The sequence below is a fragment of the Variovorax sp. M-6 genome (assembly GCF_052114385.1).
Lineage (GTDB): Bacteria > Pseudomonadota > Gammaproteobacteria > Burkholderiales > Burkholderiaceae_C > Variovorax.
In genome coordinates, this window is record NZ_JBFREQ010000001.1 from 292,092 (window position 1) to 309,349 (window position 17,258).

The following is a 17,258-nucleotide window of genomic DNA, read 5'->3' on the forward strand; positions in this document are numbered from 1 at the left end:
GTGGATCCGGACGATTTACTGGGCGTGGTTCAGGGCCAGGTCGAGGGCGTCGAAGTTGCGCAGCCGGCGGCTGCTGGAGACGCCGACGACCGGCCGGTTGCAGATCAGCGGCACGCGCTGCTCGGACACGCCGCCATGCGAACGCAGCGGCACCTCCAGCGCGGAAAGATCGTGCCGGCTGGCGGAAGTGCCGATGACCGTGCTGCGCTCGCTGACGACGACGATGTCGCCGATGCGGTCGGGCGGCAGTTCGAAGCGCCGCGCGGCCTCGGCGCGCGACAGCACCGCTTCCATGCCGGGCACCTGCCCGATGCGATCAATCCATTGCCCGGCGCTGGCTTCGTCGGGCGCATAGACGGTGGCAAAGGAGCCCAGCGCGCCGTGGTGGACGACGTAGGGGTCGGTGATGGGCAGGATGACCCGCGCCTTGCCCGCGCCGTACCAGCCGTCCAGCACGTCCTGCAGGTAGATCACGTTGGGCTTGCCGTCCGTGTCGTGCTTGTCGTTCATGCCATGGTCGGCGGTCAGCACGATCGTGGCGCCGAGCTCGTCGAGCTGCGCCAGGTAGCGGTCCATCATGCCGTAGAAGGCATTGGCGGCCGGGCTGCCCGGCGCGGCCTTGTGCTGCACGTAGTCGGTGGTCGACAGGTACATCAGGTCGGGGCGGCGCGTCTCCATCAGCTTCACGCCGGCGGCGAAGACGAATTCGGACAACTCCGCGCTGTACACCGATGGCACTTCCATGCGCACCAGGCCCAGCACGTCGTCGATGCCGTTCTCGGCCAGCGTCACCTGGTCGGCTTTCTCGGAAGAGAAGCAGATCCCCTTCATGCGGTGGCCGAGCAGCTTGCGCAGCTTGTCCTTCGCGGTCACCACGGCCACCTTGGCGCCCGCATCCGCGAACGCGGCCAGCACGGTGCCGGCGCGCAGGTACTTGGGGTCGTTCATCATGACTTCCTCGCCGATCTCGCGGTCGAAGAAGTAGTTGCCGCAGATGCCATGGACCGCCGGCGGCACGCCCGTGACGATCGACAGGTTGTTCGGGTTGGTGAACGAGGGCACCACGCAATCGGCCAGCAGATTGGCGCCGGTCTTCATGATGCGCCCGAGGTAGGGCGCGACACCGGCAGTCACCGCGGCGTCGAGGTAGGCGGGCTCGCAGCCGTCGACGCAGACCACCACCACGGGGCGGCTCATCCAGCGGTAGTTCCTGGCGTTGACTTCAAGGCTCTGCGGTGTCATTTCAAGCTTCCTTGGTAGGTGAGTGAGTCGTTGACGCGGACTGCGCGATGTCGGCACGGCCCAGGGCCTTGTGCATTCGCGCGCGGCTCCCGGCCACGTGCTTGCGCATCACGCGGCCGGCATGCTCGGCATCGCCCGAAGCGATGGCCTCGACGATCTCGCGGTGCTCGTCGACCGACACGCGCAGCCCGCCGCCGCCATCGAGCGCGCGCATCCGGAACAGGGACAGTTCCTTGATCAGGCGCTTGTAGGTCTCGGTCAGCTTCTGGCTGCCCGCGGTGTCGAGCAGGATTTCGTGGAACTGCAGGTTGAGCTGCGCGTACTGCTCCAGGTCCGAGGCCTGGGCGGCCGACTTCATCGGCTCCAGCATGGCCTTGAGGCGAGCGAGCGCATCCGGCGCGATGGCGCGCGTGACGCGCCGGCCGATGATCTCCTCCAGCGCCTCGCGCAGCTCGTAGATCTCGTCGGCTTCCTCGAACGCGATCTCGCGCACGAAGACCCCGCGGTTCTTCTCGTTGCGAACCAGGCCGGCCTCCTCCAGCGCGCGCAGGGCCTCGCGGACCGGCCCCCGGCTGGTGTTGAAGCGCAGGGACAGCTCGCTTTCGTTGATGCGGCTGCCGACGGCCAGCTCGCCCGTCATGATGAGCCGTTCGATTTCTTCCTGCACCAGCATCGGAAGCGAGCTGGATTGCAGGAACGCCAGCGCCGCGGTCGATTTGTTCGTTTGCATGGCTGTATTCTTGGCTCTGGATTGCAAACTGTCAACAATTTTTTATTGACAGTCATCAATCGACGTTCTACATTGGATTCACCGACGCGAGGCAACGAGCTCGGGCGTGACAAGCCAATCCCCTCTACAGGAGTGAACGATGAACGCAAGAAAGAGCACGAGCCGCCTCGCCATGGCGCTGTGCGCCGTGGTGCTGGGCGTCGCCGCCGGCGCCGCGCTGGCACAGCAAAAAACCTCCCTGCTGGTCTACACCGCGCTCGAAACCGATGCGATGAAGCTCTACAAGGACGGCTTCGAGAAGGCCAACCCGGACATCGAGATCAAGTGGGTGCGCGACTCCACCGGCATCGTGACCGCCAAGCTGCTGGCCGAGAAGGCCAATCCCCAGGCCGACGTGGTGGCCGGCGTCGCCGCCAGCAGCCTGGCCCTGCTGGAACAGGAAGGCATGCTGGTGGCCTACGAGCCGAAGGGCTTCAAGGAGCTGTCGCCCGAGTATTCGGACAGCAAGCGGCCGCCCGCCTGGGTCGGCATGGATGTCTGGGCGGCCACCCTCTGCTTCAACACGGTCGAGGCGAAGAAGCGCGGCCTGCCCAAGCCCGAGAGCTGGAAGGACCTGACCAAGCCCATCTACAAGGGGGCGATCGTGATGCCGCATCCGGCCTCCAGCGGCACCGGCTATCTCGACGTCGCCGCGTGGCTGCAGATGTGGGGCGAAGCCGAGGGGTGGAAGTACATGGACGCGCTGCACGAGAACATCGCGCAGTACGTGCACTCCGGCTCCAAGCCCTGCAAGCAAGCCGGCGCCGGCGAGTTTCCGATCGGCATCTCCTTCGAGTTCCGGGCCCACCAGGTCATGAAGTCGGGCGCGCCGGTCGAGCTGGTCTTTCCGAAGGAAGGACTGGGCTGGGACATCGAGGCCACCGGCCTCATGAAGACCAGCAAGAAGATGGAGCAGGCCAAGCGCCTGGCCGACTGGATGGCCAGCAAGGAAGCCAACCAGATCACCGCCAACTGGTGGGCGGTGGTCGCCTACCCGGGGGTGGCCAAGAAGCTCGAAGGCATTCCCGAGAACTACGAAAAGCTGCTGGCCAAGAACGACATCAACTGGGCGGCGAAGAACCGCGAGCGCATCCTGGCCGAGTGGAGCAAGCGCTACGAAGGCAAGGCCGAAGCAAAAAGCAATTAGACGCACCCCCAGGTTGGCTCACTTCGTGTAGCCGCCCACCCCCTACCGGGGGCAACACCAGCGGCCCGGCAAAGCCGGTTCCGCGGTGTTCCTGGCAGGGGTTCGCGTTCCGTGCGTCCCGGAGTTACCGAAAATGGATATGACCGCCGCCAAGTTCATCGCAGACGAACTGCAAGCCACCGCCGCGCTGGAAGTCGTCGGCATCCGCAAGGACTTCGAATCCTTCAGCGCCCTGCGCGACGTGCATCTGCGCGTGAAGGCCGGCGAGATGCTGTGCTTTCTCGGCCCTTCCGGCTGCGGAAAGACCACCTTGCTGCGCATCATCGCGGGGCTGGAGACGCAGACCTCGGGACAGATCCTGCAGAACGGGCGGGATGTCTCCTGGCTGCCGCCCGACCAGCGCGACTACGGCATCGTGTTCCAGTCCTACGCCCTCTTCCCCAACCTGACCATCGCCGACAACGTGGGCTACGGCCTGGTCAACGGCAAGGCCAGGAAGGCGGAGATCAAGGCGCGCGTCGACGAGCTTCTCACGCTGGTGGGCCTGCCGACCTCGGGGACGAAGTATCCGAGCCAGCTCTCGGGCGGCCAGCAGCAGYGCGTCGCGCTGGCACGCGCGCTGGCCACGCGGCCGGGCCTGCTGCTGCTGGACGAGCCGCTGTCGGCGCTCGACGCGCTGGAGCGGATCCGCCTGCGCGGAGAGATCCGCCGGCTGCAGAAGCAGGTCGGCATCACCACCATCATGGTCACGCACGACCAGGAGGAGGCGCTGTCGATGGCCGATCGCATCGTGGTCATGAACCACGGCGTCATCGAACAGGTCGGCACGCCCATGGACATCTACGAGCGGCCCGCCACGCCTTTCGTCGCCGATTTCGTCGGCAAGGTCAACGTGCTGCGCGGCCACGCACTGGGCGGCAACCTCTTCCGCGTCGGCGACATGGAGCTGCAGTGCGACGCCTGCGACAGCGGCTTCGTGCCCGGCGACGCCGTGAACCTCTACCTGCGGCCGGAAGATCGCATCGCCGAGCACCTGGGGCCCGACACGCCCAACCGCCTGAGCGCACTGGTCACCAAGGTCGAGTTCCTCGGCGGCCTGTGCATCGCGGAGGTCACCGCCGACGCCCTGCACGGCCAGAGCCTGGGCCTGCACTTCTCGCTCAACCAGCTGCACGACCTCGATATCCGTGAAGGCAACCGCATCGACATCGCGCTGCGCGCGAACCGCATCCGGGCTTTCTGCGACAGGAAGACGTCGCAATGAACACACTGGCACGCGTTCATCCGGCCGGTGCCGCCTGGGCTCGCCGCGCCGGCCCGCGCTGGAGCCGCGACGAGCTGATCGCCCGCGCCGTGCTGCTCGCCGTGATGGCGATGCTGTTCGTCTTCCTGATCGCGCCGCTGTTCTCGATCCTGGTCAACGCCGTGCTGGGCAAGGACGGCCGCTTCGTCGGCCTCGCCCACTTCATCACCTACTTCCAGACCCCGAGCCTGATGCGCGCGGCCTGGAACTCGATCTGGGTCTCGACCGTGGTGGTGCTGATCTCGGTACCCGCGGCCTTCGTCTGCGCCTACGCGCTGACGCGCAGCTGCCTGCCCACGCCCTTCAAGGCCAGCTTCCGGCTGATTGCGCTGATCCCCTTGCTGGCGCCGTCGCTGCTCTCGGCCATCTCCTTCGTGCAATGGTTCGGCAACCAGGGCGCGCTCAAGTTCCTGCTCGGCAGTGCCTCGATCTATGGCGCGCCCGGGATCATCCTGGCCGAGGTCTACAACACCTTCCCCCACGCGCTGATGATCCTCGTCACCGCGCTCTCGCTGGCCGACGGGCGGCTCTACGAAGCGGCGACGGCGCTGCGCACGCCCGCCTGGCGGCAGTTCACGACGATCACCCTGCCCTCCAGCAAGTACGGACTGATCAGCGCCGCCACGGTGGTGTTCACCTACGTCATCAGCGACTTCGGCGCGCCGAAGGTGATCGGCGGCAATTTCAACGTGCTGTCGGTGGACGTGTTCAAGCAGGTGGTCGGCCAGCACAACTTCTCGATGGGCGCGGTGGTCGGCCTGCTGCTGCTGGTGCCGTCCATCCTCTCGTTCGCCATCGACTACACGGTGCGGCGCAAGCTGAAGGCGCAGCTGACCGCGCGCTCGGTGCCGTTCAGCCCCAAGCCGCGCCGCCTGGCCGATACGCTGCTGGCGCTGTTCTGCGTGGGGGTTTGCACGCTGCTGCTGGCCACGATCGGCATGGCGGTCTACACCTCGCTGATCACGCTCTGGCCCTACAACCTGTCGTTCACGCTCAAGCACTATCACTTCGCGCTGGTCGACAGCGACATGGCGGCGGCCTACACGAACAGCCTGGTTCTCGCGATCTCCACCGCGATCGGCGGCTCGCTGATCGTCTTCGTGGGGGCCTACCTGATCGAGAAGACGCGCAACCTCGGCCTGATGCGGCGCGCGATGCACCTGATGGCGGTGCTGTCGATGGCGGTGCCCGGTCTGGTGCTGGGCCTGGGCTACGTGATGTTCTTCAATCATCCGGCCAACCCGCTCAACTTCCTCTACCAGACGATGGCGATCCTGATCATGTCGACGATCGTCCACTACTACACCTCGAGCCACCTGACCGCGGTCACCGCACTCAAGCAGATCGACAACGAATTCGAAGCCGTGTCCGCCTCGCTCAAGGTGCCCTTCTTCAAGACCTTCCTGCGCGTCACGGTGCCGGTCTGCCTGCCCGCCATCCTGGACATCGGCCGCTACTACTTCGTCGTCTCGATGGCCAGCCTGTCCTGCGCGATCTTCCTGTACTCGCCCGAGACCATCCTCGCGTCGGTCGCGATCATGCATCTGGACGAAGCCGGCGACATCGGTCCGGCCGCGGCGCTCGCCAGCCTGATCGTCGTCACCTCGGCCATCGTCTGCGTGGCCTATGCGCTGCTCACGCGCGTGATGCTCGCCCGCACCCAGGCCTGGCGCAACCTGCAACGTGCCTGACGCTCCCTTCGCCTTCATCCGGACCTTCCCTCACCTGGAGACACCATGAGCCAAGCCTCACACCCGATCCTTCTCACCCCCGGCCCGCTGACCACCTCCGACCGGACGCGGGCGGCCATGCTGCGCGACTGGGGATCGTGGGATTCCGACTTCAACCAGATCACCGCGCGCATCCGCCAGCAGGTGCTGCGCATCGTTCACGGCGAGGGCACGCACGAGTGCGTTCCGCTGCAGGGCAGCGGCACCTTCTCGGTGGAAGCGGCCCTCGGCACCCTGGTTCCGCGCAACGGCCATGTGCTGGTGCCGAACAACGGCGCCTACTGTCAGCGCATCGCCCGCATCTGCAAGGTGCTGGGCCGCAAGCTGACGACCATCGACTACACCGAGGACAAGCAGGTGCTGGCTGCCGACGTCGACCGCGCGCTGGCCGCGGACCCGACGATCACCCACGTCGCGCTGGTCCACTGCGAGACCGGCACCGGCGTGCTCAACCCGCTGCACGAGGTCGCGCTGGTGGCGGCCAGGCATGGCCGCGGACTGATCGTCGACGCGATGAGCTCGTTCGGCGCGCTCGACATCGATGCGCGCAAGACGCCTTTCGATGCCGTCATCGCGGCCTCCGGCAAGTGCCTGGAAGGCGTGCCCGGCATGGGCTTCGTGATCGTCAGGCGCAGCACCCTCGAGAAGTGCGAAGGCAACTGCCACTCGCTCGCCATGGATCTGTACGACCAGTGGGTGTACATGGAGAAGACGACGCAGTGGCGCTTCACGCCCCCGACCCACGTGGTGGCCGCGCTCGACGAAGCCATCGCGCAGTACCTCGAGGAAGGCGGGCTCGAGGCGCGCGGCGGCCGCTACGCGCGCAATTGCAAGACCCTGATCGCGGGACTCGCGGCGCAGGGTTTCCGCACCTACCTCGACCCGGCGCTGCAGGCGCCGATCATCGTCACCTTCCACGCGCCGGACGATCCGAAGTACGACTTCAAGACCTTCTACCAGGAGGTCAAGAAGCGCGGCTACATCCTCTACCCGGGCAAGCTGACGCAGGTGGAAACCTTCCGCGTCGGCTGCATGGGCCACTTCGGCGAGGCCGGCATTCCGGGCGCGGTCGCGGCGATCGCCGACACGCTCAAGGCGATGGGGATCCGGCAGGTGTCGGCGCCGGCGCTGGCCTGAGGGCCGGGCCGGTCGCGGTTCAGGCCGGAACGCCGGCCGGCCGGCCGGTGCCGCGCTGGCCCGAGACCGCCGGCTGGTAGCGATCGACGGCCAGCCCGTCGGTGCGGATGTCGGGACGCCGACCCATGACCTCGTCGGCCACCAGCTTGCCCGAACCGCAGGCCATGGTCCAGCCGAGGGTGCCGTGGCCGGTGTTGAGGAACAGGTTGCCGTAGCGCGTCGGGCCGACGATCGGCGTGCTGTCCGGCGTCATGGGCCGCAGGCCGGTCCAGAAGGTGGCGCGCGGCAGGTCGCCGCAGGGGAACAGGTCGGTGATGACGCGCTCCAGCGTCTCGCGCCGGCGCGGATTCAGCCGCAGGTCGAAGCCGCCCAGCTCGGCCATGCCGCCGACCCGGATGCGATCGTCGAAGCGCGTGACCGCCACCTTGTAGGTCTCGTCGAGCACCGTGGACTGCGGCGCCAGCGAGGCGTCGACCAGCGGCACGGTCAGCGAATAGCCCTTGACCGGATACACCGGGATGTCCAGGCCCAGCGGCGCGATGAAGTCGCGCGAATAGCTGCCGAAGGCCAGCACGTAGCGGTCGGCGGTGAGCACCTCGTTGGCGGCGCCGCCCAGGCGCACGCCGGTGATGCGGCCGCCTTCGGTCACCAGGCCCTCCACCGGTTGATTGAAGCGGAAGTCGACGCCGAGCCCGCGCGCGATCGCGGCCAGCCCCTGCGTGAACAGGTTGCAGTCCCCGGTTTCGTCGTTGGGCAGATGCAGGCCGCCGGCCAGCAGGTCGCCGGTGCGGGCCAGGGCCGGCTCGACCGTCGCAAGCTGGCTGCGGTCGAGCAGGGTGTAGGGCACGCCGCACTCCTCGAGCACGGCGAGGTCGCGCTGCACGGCGTCGAGCTGGGCCTGGCTGCGGAACAGCTGCAGCGTGCCCTGCGTGCGCTGCTCGTAGCGGATGCCGGTCTCGACGCGCAGCTCACGCAGGCAATCGCGGCTGTACTCGGCCACGCGCATCATGCGTTCCTTGTTGAGCGCGTAGCGTTCGGGCGAGCAGTTCTTCAGCATCTGCGCCATCCAGCGCAGCTGGAACAGCGAGCCGTCGGGCCGGATCGCGAGCGGCGCGTGCTTCTGGAACATCCACTTCAGGGCCTTGAGCGGGATGCCCGGCGCGGCCCACGGCGTGGAATAGCCGGGCGACACCTGGCCCGCGTTGGCAAAGCTGGTTTCCTGCGCCGGGCCACCCTGGCGGTCGATCAAGGTGACCTCGGCGCCATTGCGCGCCAGGTAATACGCGGTCGTCACGCCGATCACGCCGCCGCCCAAAACGATCACTTTCATCGCCAAACCCCAAGAGAGCAGGAAAGGAGTCAATGTTATGAATTCACTACCGGTAAACTCCACTGAAATAATGCCAAACAACAGTGTTTTCAGCTGCCGCCTAGCCTCCAACGGGGCGCAAGGAGTGAAATGACCGAACTCGACCGCACCGACCGGAAAATCCTCGACATCCTGCAGCGCCAGGGCCGCATCTCGATGACCGACCTGGCCGAGCAGATCGGCCTGTCGACCTCGCCCTGTTCCGAGCGCGTGCGGCGCATGGAACGCGAGGGCGTGATCACCGGCTACCACGCGCGCCTCGATCCGCAGGCGGTCGGCAAGACGCTGCTGGTGTTCGTCGAGATCACGTTGTCGTCCAAGTCCGGCGACGTCTTCGACAAGGTGCGCCAGGAGCTGCTGCACGTGCCCGAGGTGATGGAGTGCCATCTGGTGTCCGGGGGCTTCGACTACCTCATCAAGGCGCGGCTGCGCGCCATGAGCGACTACCGCAACCTGCTGGGCGACCTGTTGAAGAAGCTGCCCGTGACGGCCGAGTCGCGCAGCTACATCGTGATGGAAGAAGTCAAGGAAGGCCTCTACCTGCCGATGGACCGCTGACCCTGCACCTAGAATCCCGCCCCTCGTCCCCGAACCCTGCCTCCATGAACATCGTCGTCAACGAAGACCTGAAATCCTATATCGACCCCCTGACCCCGGAGGAATACGAAGCGCTGGAACGCAGCATCCTGACCGAGGGCTGCCGCGACGCCCTGGTGCTGTGGGGCGAGGTGCTGGTGGACGGCCACAACCGCTACGGCATCTGCCAGAAGCACGGCCTGCCGTTCCAGACGGTGCAGAACACGCGCTTCCAGTCGCTCGAGGACGTGCACCTGTGGATGATCGACCAGCACCTGGGCCGGCGCAGCGTCTCGGACTTCCTGCGCGGCGTGCTGGCGCTGCGCAAGAAGGAGATCGTGGCCGGACGACAGGCCCGCGCGTCCGCAGCGCCTGCCGATGCCGCCGACGATCCGCCCTTCGATGCCGACCCGGCACTGCCGCCGCCCGCGCCGCTGAACAGCCGCGAAGCCATCGCCAAGGCGGCGCGCCTGAGCAGCAGCCAGGTGGTGATGATCGAGAAGATCCAGAAGCAGGCGGCGCCCGAGCTGGTGGCCGCCGTCAAGTCCGGCACGATCTCGATCAACGCCGCGGCGGCCGTGGCCAGCCTGCCGGCCGAAGAACAGGTGGCCGCCGCCAACGGCGGCAAGGACGAACTCAAGCAGGCGGCCAAGCGGGTGCGTGAAGCCCGTCGCCCGGTGCGCGCGGAGCCGGCCGCGGGCGAGGCCCCCGGGGAAGAGGACGCCGTCGCACAACTCAAGCAGCGCGTGGCCGAACTGACCGCCGAAAACGACGATCTGCGCCGCCAGGTGGCCGCATTGCACGCGTTGCTGCAAGCAGCCGAGGCTTGAAGCCTACCGGGGCGCCAGGAAGCCGGCCTCGCGCAAGGCGCGCTGGCCGGCGCCGCCCAGCAGGTCATCCACGAATGCCTGCGCCGCGGGCGCTGCGTCCTTGCGCACTGCGAGCCCGTACTCGGCGCTCACCTGGATGGCCGACGGCACCTCGATGCGCTGCAGGTCCGGCTGCTCGGCGATGGCGACCACCGCGTTGGTGCAATAGGTGAGGAACAGGTCGGCCTGCCCGCTCGCAACCAGCATGCCGTAGACGTTGCGCCCCGCCGGCGGTGGCGGCGAGTCGGGCCCGCCGGTCAGTTGCAGCGCCTTGGCCGCAAGCACCCGGGCCGATCCCGCAGGCGCCGCGGCGCTGCGCTCCACGCGCTCGAACAGCGCGAAGGCGTAGTCGCCCGAGGGATCGGCCCTGGGCGTCGAGGTGCCCAGCTTGATCGCCGGATCGAGCATCGCCTGCACCAGCGTGCCGGGCGTCACCGCGAGGCCGGGCCGCGCCAGCGCGCACAGCGCATTGCGGGCGAAGGCGCGCGTCGGCCCCCAGCCGCCGGCCGCGCCCAGCGACTGCGGATGCGCCATGTTGGCCGAGGCGAACACATCGACCCTCTCGCCGGCCGCGATGCGGTCGCGCAGCAGGCCCGAGGCGCCGAAGGTCAGCATGACGCGCGTACCGGGGTGGGCCTCTTCGAAGGCCTGCGCGGCTTGCGTGATCGGCGCGCGCAGGCTGCCGGCCGCGAAGACGCTGATCGCGGCCGCATCGGCAGCTGCCGCCGGCGGCCCACTCGCAGCGAATGCTGTGGCAAGAATCATGGCGCGCAGCATCTCAGGGCGTGGCGTTGGGGAAAAAGAGCTGCTCGCCACCGATCTTGTAGGCTGCGATGGTCGACTGGCCCACGGGCGAGATCACCCAGTCGACGAACTTCTGCGCGCCTGCGCTGTTGAGATTGGGAAACCTGGTCGGGCTCACCACCATCACGCCGTACTGGTTGAACAGGCGCTTGTCGCCCTCCACCAGCACCGCGAGATCGGCGCGGTTCTTGAAGCTGAGCCAGGTGCCGCGGTCGGCCAGCACGTAGGCGGCGCTCGACGCCGCGATGTTGAGCGCCGGGCCCATGCCGCAGCCGCACTCCTTGTAGCCCGTGCCCTTCCTGTCGTTCGCCAGCGGCTGGCCGGCCTCGCCGATGCCGGTCTGCGACCACAGCCGGCGCTCGGCGGCGTCGGTGCCGCTCTTGTCGCCGCGCGAGACGAAGGGCGCGTTCGATGCGGCGATCTTCTTCAGCGCCGCGACGATGTCCCGGCCCATGACGCCGGCCGGATCGCCCTTGGGCCCGACCAGCACGAAGTCGTTGTACATCACCGGGAAGCGCCTGGCGGCGAAGCCCTCGGCGACGAACTTCTCCTCGGCCGCCGTGTCGTGCACGAACAGCACGTCGGCATCGCCGCGCTTGGCCATGTCGATCGCCTGGCCGGTGCCGACGGCGACCACCTTGACGTCGATGCCGCTGGCCTGCTTGAAGGCCGGCAGCAGGTGCGAGAACAGGCCCGACTGCTCGGTCGAGGTGGTCGAGGCCATGGTGAGGGTCTCCGCGTGGGCCGCCAGCGCGCTCGCCGCGACGACCACCGCGCCCAGCATCGACAGCAGGCTGCGGGACAGATTGAACGACTTCATACCAGTTCTCCTTTGACAAACAGACGGGCTTCGGCGGGCAAGGGGCCGCCGAAGAAATCCTGGACCGGAAGGTCGGCCAGCACGCGGCCGTGCTCCAGGTAGATGACGCGGCTCGCGAGGCGCTTGACCTGGCCGAGGTTGTGGCTGGCGAACACCAGCGTGCGGCCCTGCGCGGCCTCGGCGATCAGGGCCTCGACCTCGCGCTTGGCGGTCGGGTCGAGGCTGGCGGTCGGCTCGTCGAGCAGCAGCACGTCCGGGTGCAGCGCCCAGGCCCGCGCGAGCGCCATGCGCTGCTGCTGGCCGCCCGACAGCGTGCGCGCATTGCGGCCTTCGAGCTCGGCCAGGCCGACCCTTCTCAGCGCCGCCACGGCCTCGCGCTGCGCCAGGCGCCACGGCGCGCCGTGCAGCCAGAGCGCCAGCGCGACGTTGTTGCGCACGCTGGCACGCAGCATGTGCGGACGCTGGAACAGCATGGCCTGCGCCTTGCGCGGCACCCGGCTCACGAAGACGCCTGCCGCATGCGGCACCAGGCCATGCAGCATCCGCAGCAGGCTGCTCTTGCCGCTGCCGTTGGCGCCGATCAGCGCGACCCGCTCGCCGGCATGGATGGCCAGGTGGGTGGCCGCCAGCGCCTGCACCTGGCCGAAGCGCACTTCGACCGCATGCAGGCTGAACAGCGGCGTGCCCGGGGCCGGCGCCATGGCCGTTCGGCTCATTGCGCAACTTCCAGCCGCCGCGCGGCAGCCGCCTCGGCCATGCCGCCGTCGACCCGCTCGCGCCAGCCGCGCACGGCCGCGATCGCCAGGTTGAGCACCAGCACCACGGCCAGCAGCACCAGGCCCAGCGCCAGCGCCAGCGGCAGGTCGCCCTTGCTGGTTTCGAGCGCGATCGCGGTGGTCATCACGCGCGTGAAGCCGTCGATGTTGCCGCCGACGATCATCACCGCGCCGACTTCCGACACCGCGCGGCCGAAGGCGGCGATCACCACGGTGATCAGCGCATAGCGCTCGTCGGCCACCAGCAGCAGCGAACGCACGAAGTTGCCGGCGCCGAGCGAGCGCAACTGCTCGCCGTGGGCGCGGTCGGCATCCTCGATGGTCTGGCGCGTCAGTGCCGTGACCACCGGCAGCACGAGGATGGTCTGCGCCAGCACCATCGCCTTGAACGAGAACAGCCAGCCCAGGAAGCCCAGCGGACCCGAGCGCGAGAGCAGCAGGTAGATCACCAGGCCCACCACCACCGAGGGCAGCGCCAGCAGCGTGTTGAGCAGCGTCAGCAGCAGGCCGCGCCCCGGAAAGCGCGCCACCGCAAGCCAGGCGCCCAGCAGCAGGCCGAAGCCGCAGGCCAGCACGCAGGCCGTTGCACTGACCGCCAGCGAGCGGCCGACGATGGCGAGCAGCAAGGGGTCGGCGGAGACGACGAGGTGCCAGGCGGCAGCGGCGCTGTCGGCGAAGGTGTTCATGCGGGGCGTGGAGCGGGAAGCGCAGCAGTATGGGCAGACGGGCGCCGCCAACCTATGCAATCACTTGCATAGGTGGCAGGCCGGCTCTGCATAATCCTCTGCGCTCCTCTCTGCTCCCCTTCCCTCGTGCAACAGATCGAACTCTCCTACGCCATCGCACCGCGCCGCCACGGCCGGACGCTGATCCGCAACCCGCTGATGGAGCTGCTGCACGCGGTGCGCGAACACGGGTCGATCTCGGCCGCCGCACGGGCCGTGGGCTATTCGTACCGCCACGTCTGGGGCGAACTCAAGCGCTGGGAACAGACGCTGGGGCATCCGCTGGTGACCGGCGACCAGGGCCGCTCGGCCCAGCTCTCCGAATTCGGCGACAAGCTGCTGTGGGCCGAGCGCCAGGCCCAGGCCCGGCTGGCGCCGCAGATCGAGGCGCTGCATGCCGACCTCGAACGCGCCTTCGCGCTCGCCTTCGACGACAGCACGCACGTGCTGAGCCTGCACGCCAGCCACGACGATGCGCTGGTGCTGCTGCGCGCGCACGCCGCGGCCACCGCCCGGCTGCAGCTCGACATCCGCTTCACCGGCAGCGTGGATGCGATCAGCGCGCTGAACCAGGGGCGCTGCGTGATGGCGGGCTTCCACACGCTGGAGCGGCCACCGACCGGGTCGCTCGCGCAGCGCACCTACAAGCCGCTGCTCAAGCCCGGACTGCACAAGATCATCGGCTTCGCGCGCCGCACCCAGGGTCTGATCGTCGCGCCCGGCAATCCGCTCGGCTTGAAGAACCTGGCCGACGTCGCGGCCCGCCGGGCCCGCTACGTGAACCGGTCGATCGGCACCGGCACGCGGGTGCTGCTCGACGAACTGCTGGAGCGCGACGGCCTGGCGGCCGACGCCATCGACGGCTATGCGCGGCACGAGCCCTCGCACGCGGCCGCCGCGCATGCGGTGGCGGCCGGCGAGGCCGATGCGGCGCTCGGGATCGAATCGGCGGCGCTCGGCGCGGGCCTGGGCTTCGTGCCGCTGGTGCAGGAGCGCTACCACCTGGCCTGCCTCAAATCGGCGCTCGAACAGCCTGCCATCCAGGCCCTGCTGGTGCTGCTGCGCGGTGCCGCCTGGCAGCACCAGCTCGGCACCCTGCCGGGCTACGAGAGTGCCAGCAGCGGCGAGGTGGAGTCGCTGAGCACGCTGCTGCCGTGGTGGAGCTTCAAGCCGAAAAAATCCCACTCGAGCGCAAAGGCGTAGCCCCGGCCCGCGTGCCCGCTCAGGCGGGATCGAGCGGGAAGACCGGGCGCCGCACCTTGGAGAACGGAAACAGCCGATAGTCCGAGCTCGTCACCCCCGGGCTGTCGCACTCGATCAGCGCGGCGGACAGCGGCTCGAACACCGGCCGGCAGTACATGCGCGACTTGAGCAGCAGAAAGCGTTCGCTGCGCGGATCGAGGCCCGCGCATTCGAAGACACCGATGTCCCAGGGTTCCTGTGTGCGCTCCGTGACGACGATCCGCGCGGCGCCGATGTCGAACAGCACCGTGCGGCCCATGCTGGCGCGCTGGCCGGTGTAGGTCGGGCCGGTGATCACGTACTCGCCGTTGCCGATGGTGCGCACCGTGCCCGTCAGTTTCAGCGGCGTCTTCGCGAGGCCGATGCCTGCGAGCGACACCTTGTTGCCGAGCGCCACGGTCACCGTCGCGCCCTCGCCCGCCGCGATGAGTTCGCTTACGGCCTGCGGATCGCACAGCGGCCCGACGCCGATGCCGTCGAGTCCCTGGGCTAGCGCTTCCTGCAGCACGTCCATGGTGTCGCAGCTGCCGCCGGACATGCAGTTGTCGCCATGGTCGAGCAGCAGCACCGGGCGCGTCGCGCCCTGCGCGATCTCCCTGGCGCGCGCGATCGATGTCGCCAGGGGCTCGCTGCGGTAGACGAAAGCTTCGCGCTCGCTCCACATCTGCGCCGCGATGCGATCGGCCGTGGCCTGGGCGCGCTCGGGCGATTGCGCATCGACCACCACCACGCTCATGCAGGGCGCCTCGATGTCGGACAGCGAGAAGCCCGCGAAGATCGACACCGCGAGCGATTCGGCCTTTTCGGCTTCGCGCGCCGCTTCGATCGCGCGCTGCATCGCACCGGTGAAGGAAGCGCTTCGCAGCGTATGGGCCATCAGAGGGAGCGGGTGCCACCGCATCGCGGGTCGGCTCCGCCCGGCGAGCAGGTCCAGCAGCAGGCGGCCCGCATGCTCGCCGGTCTCGTACATGTCGACGTGTGGATAGGTCTTGAAGCCGACGATCACGTCCGCGTTGCAGACCATCGCCGCCGTCACGTTGGCATGCAGGTCGAGCGCCACGCCGATCGGCACACGGGGTGCCGCGGCGCGCAGCCGCGCGAGCAGGTCGCCTTCGCCGTCCACGCTGTTCTGCGCCACCATCGCGCCGTGCAGGTCGAGCAGGATCGCATCGCAACCCGGCGCGGCATCGAGGATGCTCTGGCACAAGGTGGTGTAGGCCTGCGCATCGACCGGCCCGCTGGGGTTGGCCGACGCGGACACCGGCGTGACCAGCGTCGCACCCGCCTGCTCGGCAAGGTCGATGAAGGCCGACATCGCGGTGCGCATGCCCTTGTTGTCGCGATAGGCCTGCTCGCCGAAGGTCGGGCCGTCGGGCCCGAAGGCGGCCAGCGGCGTGGGCACCGGCGAGAAGGTGTTGGTCTCGTGATTGAGCCGGGCGATCAGGACTTTCACGATGCCACCACCCCCGCGCTTTGCAGCATCGCCTGCATCAGCACATTGCAGCCGGCCTCCAGGTGGTCGGGCTGCGCGTCTTCGATCTCGTTGTGGCTGATGCCGTCAAGGCAAGGCACGAAGATCATCGCGGCCGGGCAGACGCGCGCCAGGTACACCGCGTCGTGGCCGGCGCCGCTGATCACATTCATCCAGGTCATGCCCTGCTGCTGCGCGGCTTCGCGCACGGCCGAAACCAGCGCCGGCGCAAAGGCCTGCGGCGGGAAGTACACCACCTGTTCGACGCCGATGTCCACCTTGTGCAGCGCGCCGATGCGTTGCGTCGCTTGCTTGAGCGCCGCGTCCATGGCCAGCAGCACGGTGTCGTCGGCCGCGCGCAGGTCGACGCTGAGCCGCACCCTGCCCGGGATCACGTTGCGCGAGTTCGGGTAGGCATCGATCCAGCCGACGGTGCCGCGCCCATGCGGCGCCTGCGCGAGCGCGATGCGGTTGACCTCGACCACCAGCTCGGAAGCGGCCAGCAGCGCATCGCGCCGAAGCTCCATCGGGGTGGGGCCGGCATGCGCTTCCATGCCCTGCACCACCACGTCGTACCAGCGCTGCCCGAGCGCGCCCTCGACCACGCCGATCACGCGCTCGTTGGCTTCGAGCACCGGTCCTTGCTCGATGTGCGCTTCGAAGTACGCACCCACGGGGGAGGCGGCCGCCGATGCTTGAGCCGGGCCGGCATAGCCGATGGCGGCCAGCGCATCGGCCACGCTGGTGCCTTCGTTGTCGCGCTGCGCGAGCGCGTGCTCGAGCGTGAAGGCGCCGGCGAAGACGCCCGAGCCCATCATCACCGGCACGAAGCGCGAGCCTTCCTCGTTGGTCCACACCGCCACCTCCAGCGGCGCTTCGGTGACGACCTGCGCATCGTTGAGGCTGCGGATCACCTCGAGCCCCGCGAGCACGCCGTAGTTGCCGTCGAACTTGCCGCCCGTGGGCTGGGTGTCGATATGGCTGCCGGTCGTGACCGGCGGCAGCGCGTTGTTGCGTCCGGCACGGCGCGCGAAGATGTTGCCGATGGCGTCCACGCGCAGCTCGCAGCCGGCCTCGCGAGCCCAGCGCGAGAAGAGGTCGCGGCCCTGCCGGTCGAGGTCGGTCAGCGCGATGCGGCAGACGCCGCCCTTCTCGGTGGCGCCGAGCTCGGCGAGCTGCATCAGCGAATTCCAGAGACGCCGGCCGTCGACGCGCAGATCGCGCACGTCCGGTGCGCCGGACACGGGGGAAAGTTCGGGGGAGGTAGTCATGGCTTTG

At 68.6% G+C, this 17,258-nt stretch carries 16 protein-coding genes; 7 read left to right on the plus strand and 9 right to left on the minus strand.

What is annotated here, in order from left to right; translation table 11 throughout:
- Positions 1 to 15 precede the first annotated feature (15 nt).
- A complete protein-coding gene (gene phnA / locus AB4Z46_RS01455; RefSeq protein ID WP_442281689.1) occupies positions 16 to 1,242 on the minus strand; it encodes a phosphonoacetate hydrolase in 1,227 nt (408 codons plus the stop codon).
- Between the two features lies 1 nt (position 1,243).
- Complete coding sequence (locus AB4Z46_RS01460; RefSeq protein WP_442281690.1) at positions 1,244 to 1,972, minus strand: phosphonate utilization associated transcriptional regulator; 729 nt, start codon at positions 1,970 to 1,972, stop codon at positions 1,244 to 1,246.
- A 139-nt stretch (positions 1,973 to 2,111) separates the two neighbouring features.
- Between AB4Z46_RS01460 and AB4Z46_RS01465 the strand changes: the two genes are divergently transcribed.
- The 4 genes from AB4Z46_RS01465 to AB4Z46_RS01480 all read left to right on the plus strand — a co-directional run bounded on the left by AB4Z46_RS01465 (position 2,112) and on the right by AB4Z46_RS01480 (position 7,328).
- Positions 2,112 to 3,158 (plus strand): putative 2-aminoethylphosphonate ABC transporter substrate-binding protein, encoded by a 1,047-nt coding sequence (locus tag AB4Z46_RS01465; protein ID WP_442281691.1) that lies wholly within the window; start codon positions 2,112 to 2,114, stop codon positions 3,156 to 3,158.
- 133 nt (positions 3,159 to 3,291) lie between these two features.
- Positions 3,292 to 4,422, plus strand: coding sequence for a putative 2-aminoethylphosphonate ABC transporter ATP-binding protein (locus AB4Z46_RS01470; RefSeq protein WP_442281692.1), 1,131 nt, complete (start codon positions 3,292 to 3,294; stop codon positions 4,420 to 4,422).
- Positions 4,419 to 6,152 carry a putative 2-aminoethylphosphonate ABC transporter permease subunit gene (locus AB4Z46_RS01475; protein ID WP_442281693.1) on the plus strand — a complete coding sequence of 578 codons (1,734 nt, stop codon included), beginning with the start codon at positions 4,419 to 4,421 and terminating at the stop codon, positions 6,150 to 6,152. The genes AB4Z46_RS01470 and AB4Z46_RS01475 overlap by 4 nt, the downstream gene beginning before the upstream one ends.
- Before the next feature lie 45 nt (positions 6,153 to 6,197).
- Positions 6,198 to 7,328, plus strand: a complete 1,131-nt coding sequence (locus tag AB4Z46_RS01480; RefSeq protein ID WP_442281694.1) for a 2-aminoethylphosphonate--pyruvate transaminase — start codon at positions 6,198 to 6,200, stop codon at positions 7,326 to 7,328.
- 19 nt (positions 7,329 to 7,347) lie between these two features.
- Here AB4Z46_RS01480 and AB4Z46_RS01485 read toward each other — a convergent pair whose 3' ends face one another.
- Positions 7,348 to 8,658 carry a D-amino acid dehydrogenase gene (locus AB4Z46_RS01485; RefSeq protein ID WP_442281695.1) on the minus strand — a complete coding sequence of 437 codons (1,311 nt, stop codon included), beginning with the start codon at positions 8,656 to 8,658 and terminating at the stop codon, positions 7,348 to 7,350.
- Between the two features lie 129 nt (positions 8,659 to 8,787).
- On the opposite strand from AB4Z46_RS01485, the gene AB4Z46_RS01490 reads away from it, so the two are divergent.
- Both AB4Z46_RS01490 and AB4Z46_RS01495 read left to right on the plus strand, forming a co-directional pair.
- Positions 8,788 to 9,255 (plus strand): winged helix-turn-helix transcriptional regulator, encoded by a 468-nt coding sequence (locus AB4Z46_RS01490; RefSeq protein ID WP_442281696.1) that lies wholly within the window; start codon positions 8,788 to 8,790, stop codon positions 9,253 to 9,255.
- Between the two features lie 44 nt (positions 9,256 to 9,299).
- The gene (locus tag AB4Z46_RS01495; RefSeq protein WP_442281697.1) at positions 9,300 to 10,103 is read left to right on the plus strand and encodes a plasmid replication/partition related protein; all 804 of its coding nucleotides are present in this window, start codon (positions 9,300 to 9,302) and stop codon (positions 10,101 to 10,103) included.
- Positions 10,104 to 10,106: 3 nt separating this feature from the next.
- On the opposite strand, the gene AB4Z46_RS01500 is transcribed toward AB4Z46_RS01495, so the two are convergent.
- The 4 genes from AB4Z46_RS01500 to AB4Z46_RS01515 are packed head-to-tail and all read right to left on the minus strand — an operon-like array spanning position 10,107 to position 13,228.
- Positions 10,107 to 10,907: an extracellular solute-binding protein gene (locus tag AB4Z46_RS01500; protein ID WP_442281698.1), complete on the minus strand. Its 801-nt coding sequence runs from the start codon at positions 10,905 to 10,907 to the stop codon at positions 10,107 to 10,109.
- Positions 10,908 to 10,920: 13 nt separating this feature from the next.
- Complete coding sequence (locus tag AB4Z46_RS01505) at positions 10,921 to 11,766, minus strand: substrate-binding domain-containing protein (protein WP_442281699.1); 846 nt, start codon at positions 11,764 to 11,766, stop codon at positions 10,921 to 10,923.
- Complete coding sequence (locus AB4Z46_RS01510; RefSeq protein ID WP_442281700.1) at positions 11,763 to 12,482, minus strand: ABC transporter ATP-binding protein; 720 nt, start codon at positions 12,480 to 12,482, stop codon at positions 11,763 to 11,765. Before AB4Z46_RS01510 ends, AB4Z46_RS01505 begins: the two co-directional genes overlap by 4 nt.
- Positions 12,479 to 13,228, minus strand: a complete 750-nt coding sequence (locus tag AB4Z46_RS01515) for an ABC transporter permease (RefSeq protein ID WP_442281701.1) — start codon at positions 13,226 to 13,228, stop codon at positions 12,479 to 12,481. Before AB4Z46_RS01515 ends, AB4Z46_RS01510 begins: the two co-directional genes overlap by 4 nt.
- 126 nt (positions 13,229 to 13,354) lie before the next feature.
- Here AB4Z46_RS01515 and AB4Z46_RS01520 point away from each other — a divergent pair, with 126 nt between their 5' ends.
- Positions 13,355 to 14,470, plus strand: a complete 1,116-nt coding sequence (locus tag AB4Z46_RS01520; RefSeq protein WP_442281702.1) for a substrate-binding domain-containing protein — start codon at positions 13,355 to 13,357, stop codon at positions 14,468 to 14,470.
- Between the two features lie 19 nt (positions 14,471 to 14,489).
- On the opposite strand, the gene AB4Z46_RS01525 is transcribed toward AB4Z46_RS01520, so the two are convergent.
- Together AB4Z46_RS01525 and AB4Z46_RS01530 are read right to left on the minus strand one after the other, a co-directional pair.
- Entirely contained in the window at positions 14,490 to 15,962 is a 1,473-nt protein-coding gene (locus AB4Z46_RS01525) for a M81 family metallopeptidase (RefSeq protein WP_442281703.1), read from the minus strand.
- The gene (locus AB4Z46_RS01530) at positions 15,959 to 17,251 is read right to left on the minus strand and encodes a Zn-dependent hydrolase (RefSeq protein WP_442281704.1); all 1,293 of its coding nucleotides are present in this window, start codon (positions 17,249 to 17,251) and stop codon (positions 15,959 to 15,961) included. The genes AB4Z46_RS01525 and AB4Z46_RS01530 overlap by 4 nt, the downstream gene beginning before the upstream one ends.
- Positions 17,252 to 17,258: the final 7 nt, after the last annotated feature.

Coding starts and splice junctions, on each gene's coding strand:
- phnA (WP_442281689.1), bottom strand. CDS start 1,242: ATGACACCGCAGAGCCTTGAAGTCAACGCCAGGAACTACCGCTGGATG.
- AB4Z46_RS01505 (WP_442281699.1), bottom strand. CDS start 11,766: ATGAAGTCGTTCAATCTGTCCCGCAGCCTGCTGTCGATGCTGGGCGCG.
- AB4Z46_RS01500 (WP_442281698.1), bottom strand. CDS start 10,907: ATGATTCTTGCCACAGCATTCGCTGCGAGTGGGCCGCCGGCGGCAGCT.
- AB4Z46_RS01465 (WP_442281691.1), top strand. CDS start 2,112: ATGAACGCAAGAAAGAGCACGAGCCGCCTCGCCATGGCGCTGTGCGCC.
- AB4Z46_RS01515 (WP_442281701.1), bottom strand. CDS start 13,228: ATGAACACCTTCGCCGACAGCGCCGCTGCCGCCTGGCACCTCGTCGTC.
- AB4Z46_RS01530 (WP_442281704.1), bottom strand. CDS start 17,251: ATGACTACCTCCCCCGAACTTTCCCCCGTGTCCGGCGCACCGGACGTG.
- AB4Z46_RS01490 (WP_442281696.1), top strand. CDS start 8,788: ATGACCGAACTCGACCGCACCGACCGGAAAATCCTCGACATCCTGCAG.
- AB4Z46_RS01510 (WP_442281700.1), bottom strand. CDS start 12,482: ATGAGCCGAACGGCCATGGCGCCGGCCCCGGGCACGCCGCTGTTCAGC.
- AB4Z46_RS01480 (WP_442281694.1), top strand. CDS start 6,198: ATGAGCCAAGCCTCACACCCGATCCTTCTCACCCCCGGCCCGCTGACC.
- AB4Z46_RS01460 (WP_442281690.1), bottom strand. CDS start 1,972: ATGCAAACGAACAAATCGACCGCGGCGCTGGCGTTCCTGCAATCCAGC.
- AB4Z46_RS01475 (WP_442281693.1), top strand. CDS start 4,419: ATGAACACACTGGCACGCGTTCATCCGGCCGGTGCCGCCTGGGCTCGC.
- AB4Z46_RS01485 (WP_442281695.1), bottom strand. CDS start 8,658: ATGAAAGTGATCGTTTTGGGCGGCGGCGTGATCGGCGTGACGACCGCG.
- AB4Z46_RS01495 (WP_442281697.1), top strand. CDS start 9,300: ATGAACATCGTCGTCAACGAAGACCTGAAATCCTATATCGACCCCCTG.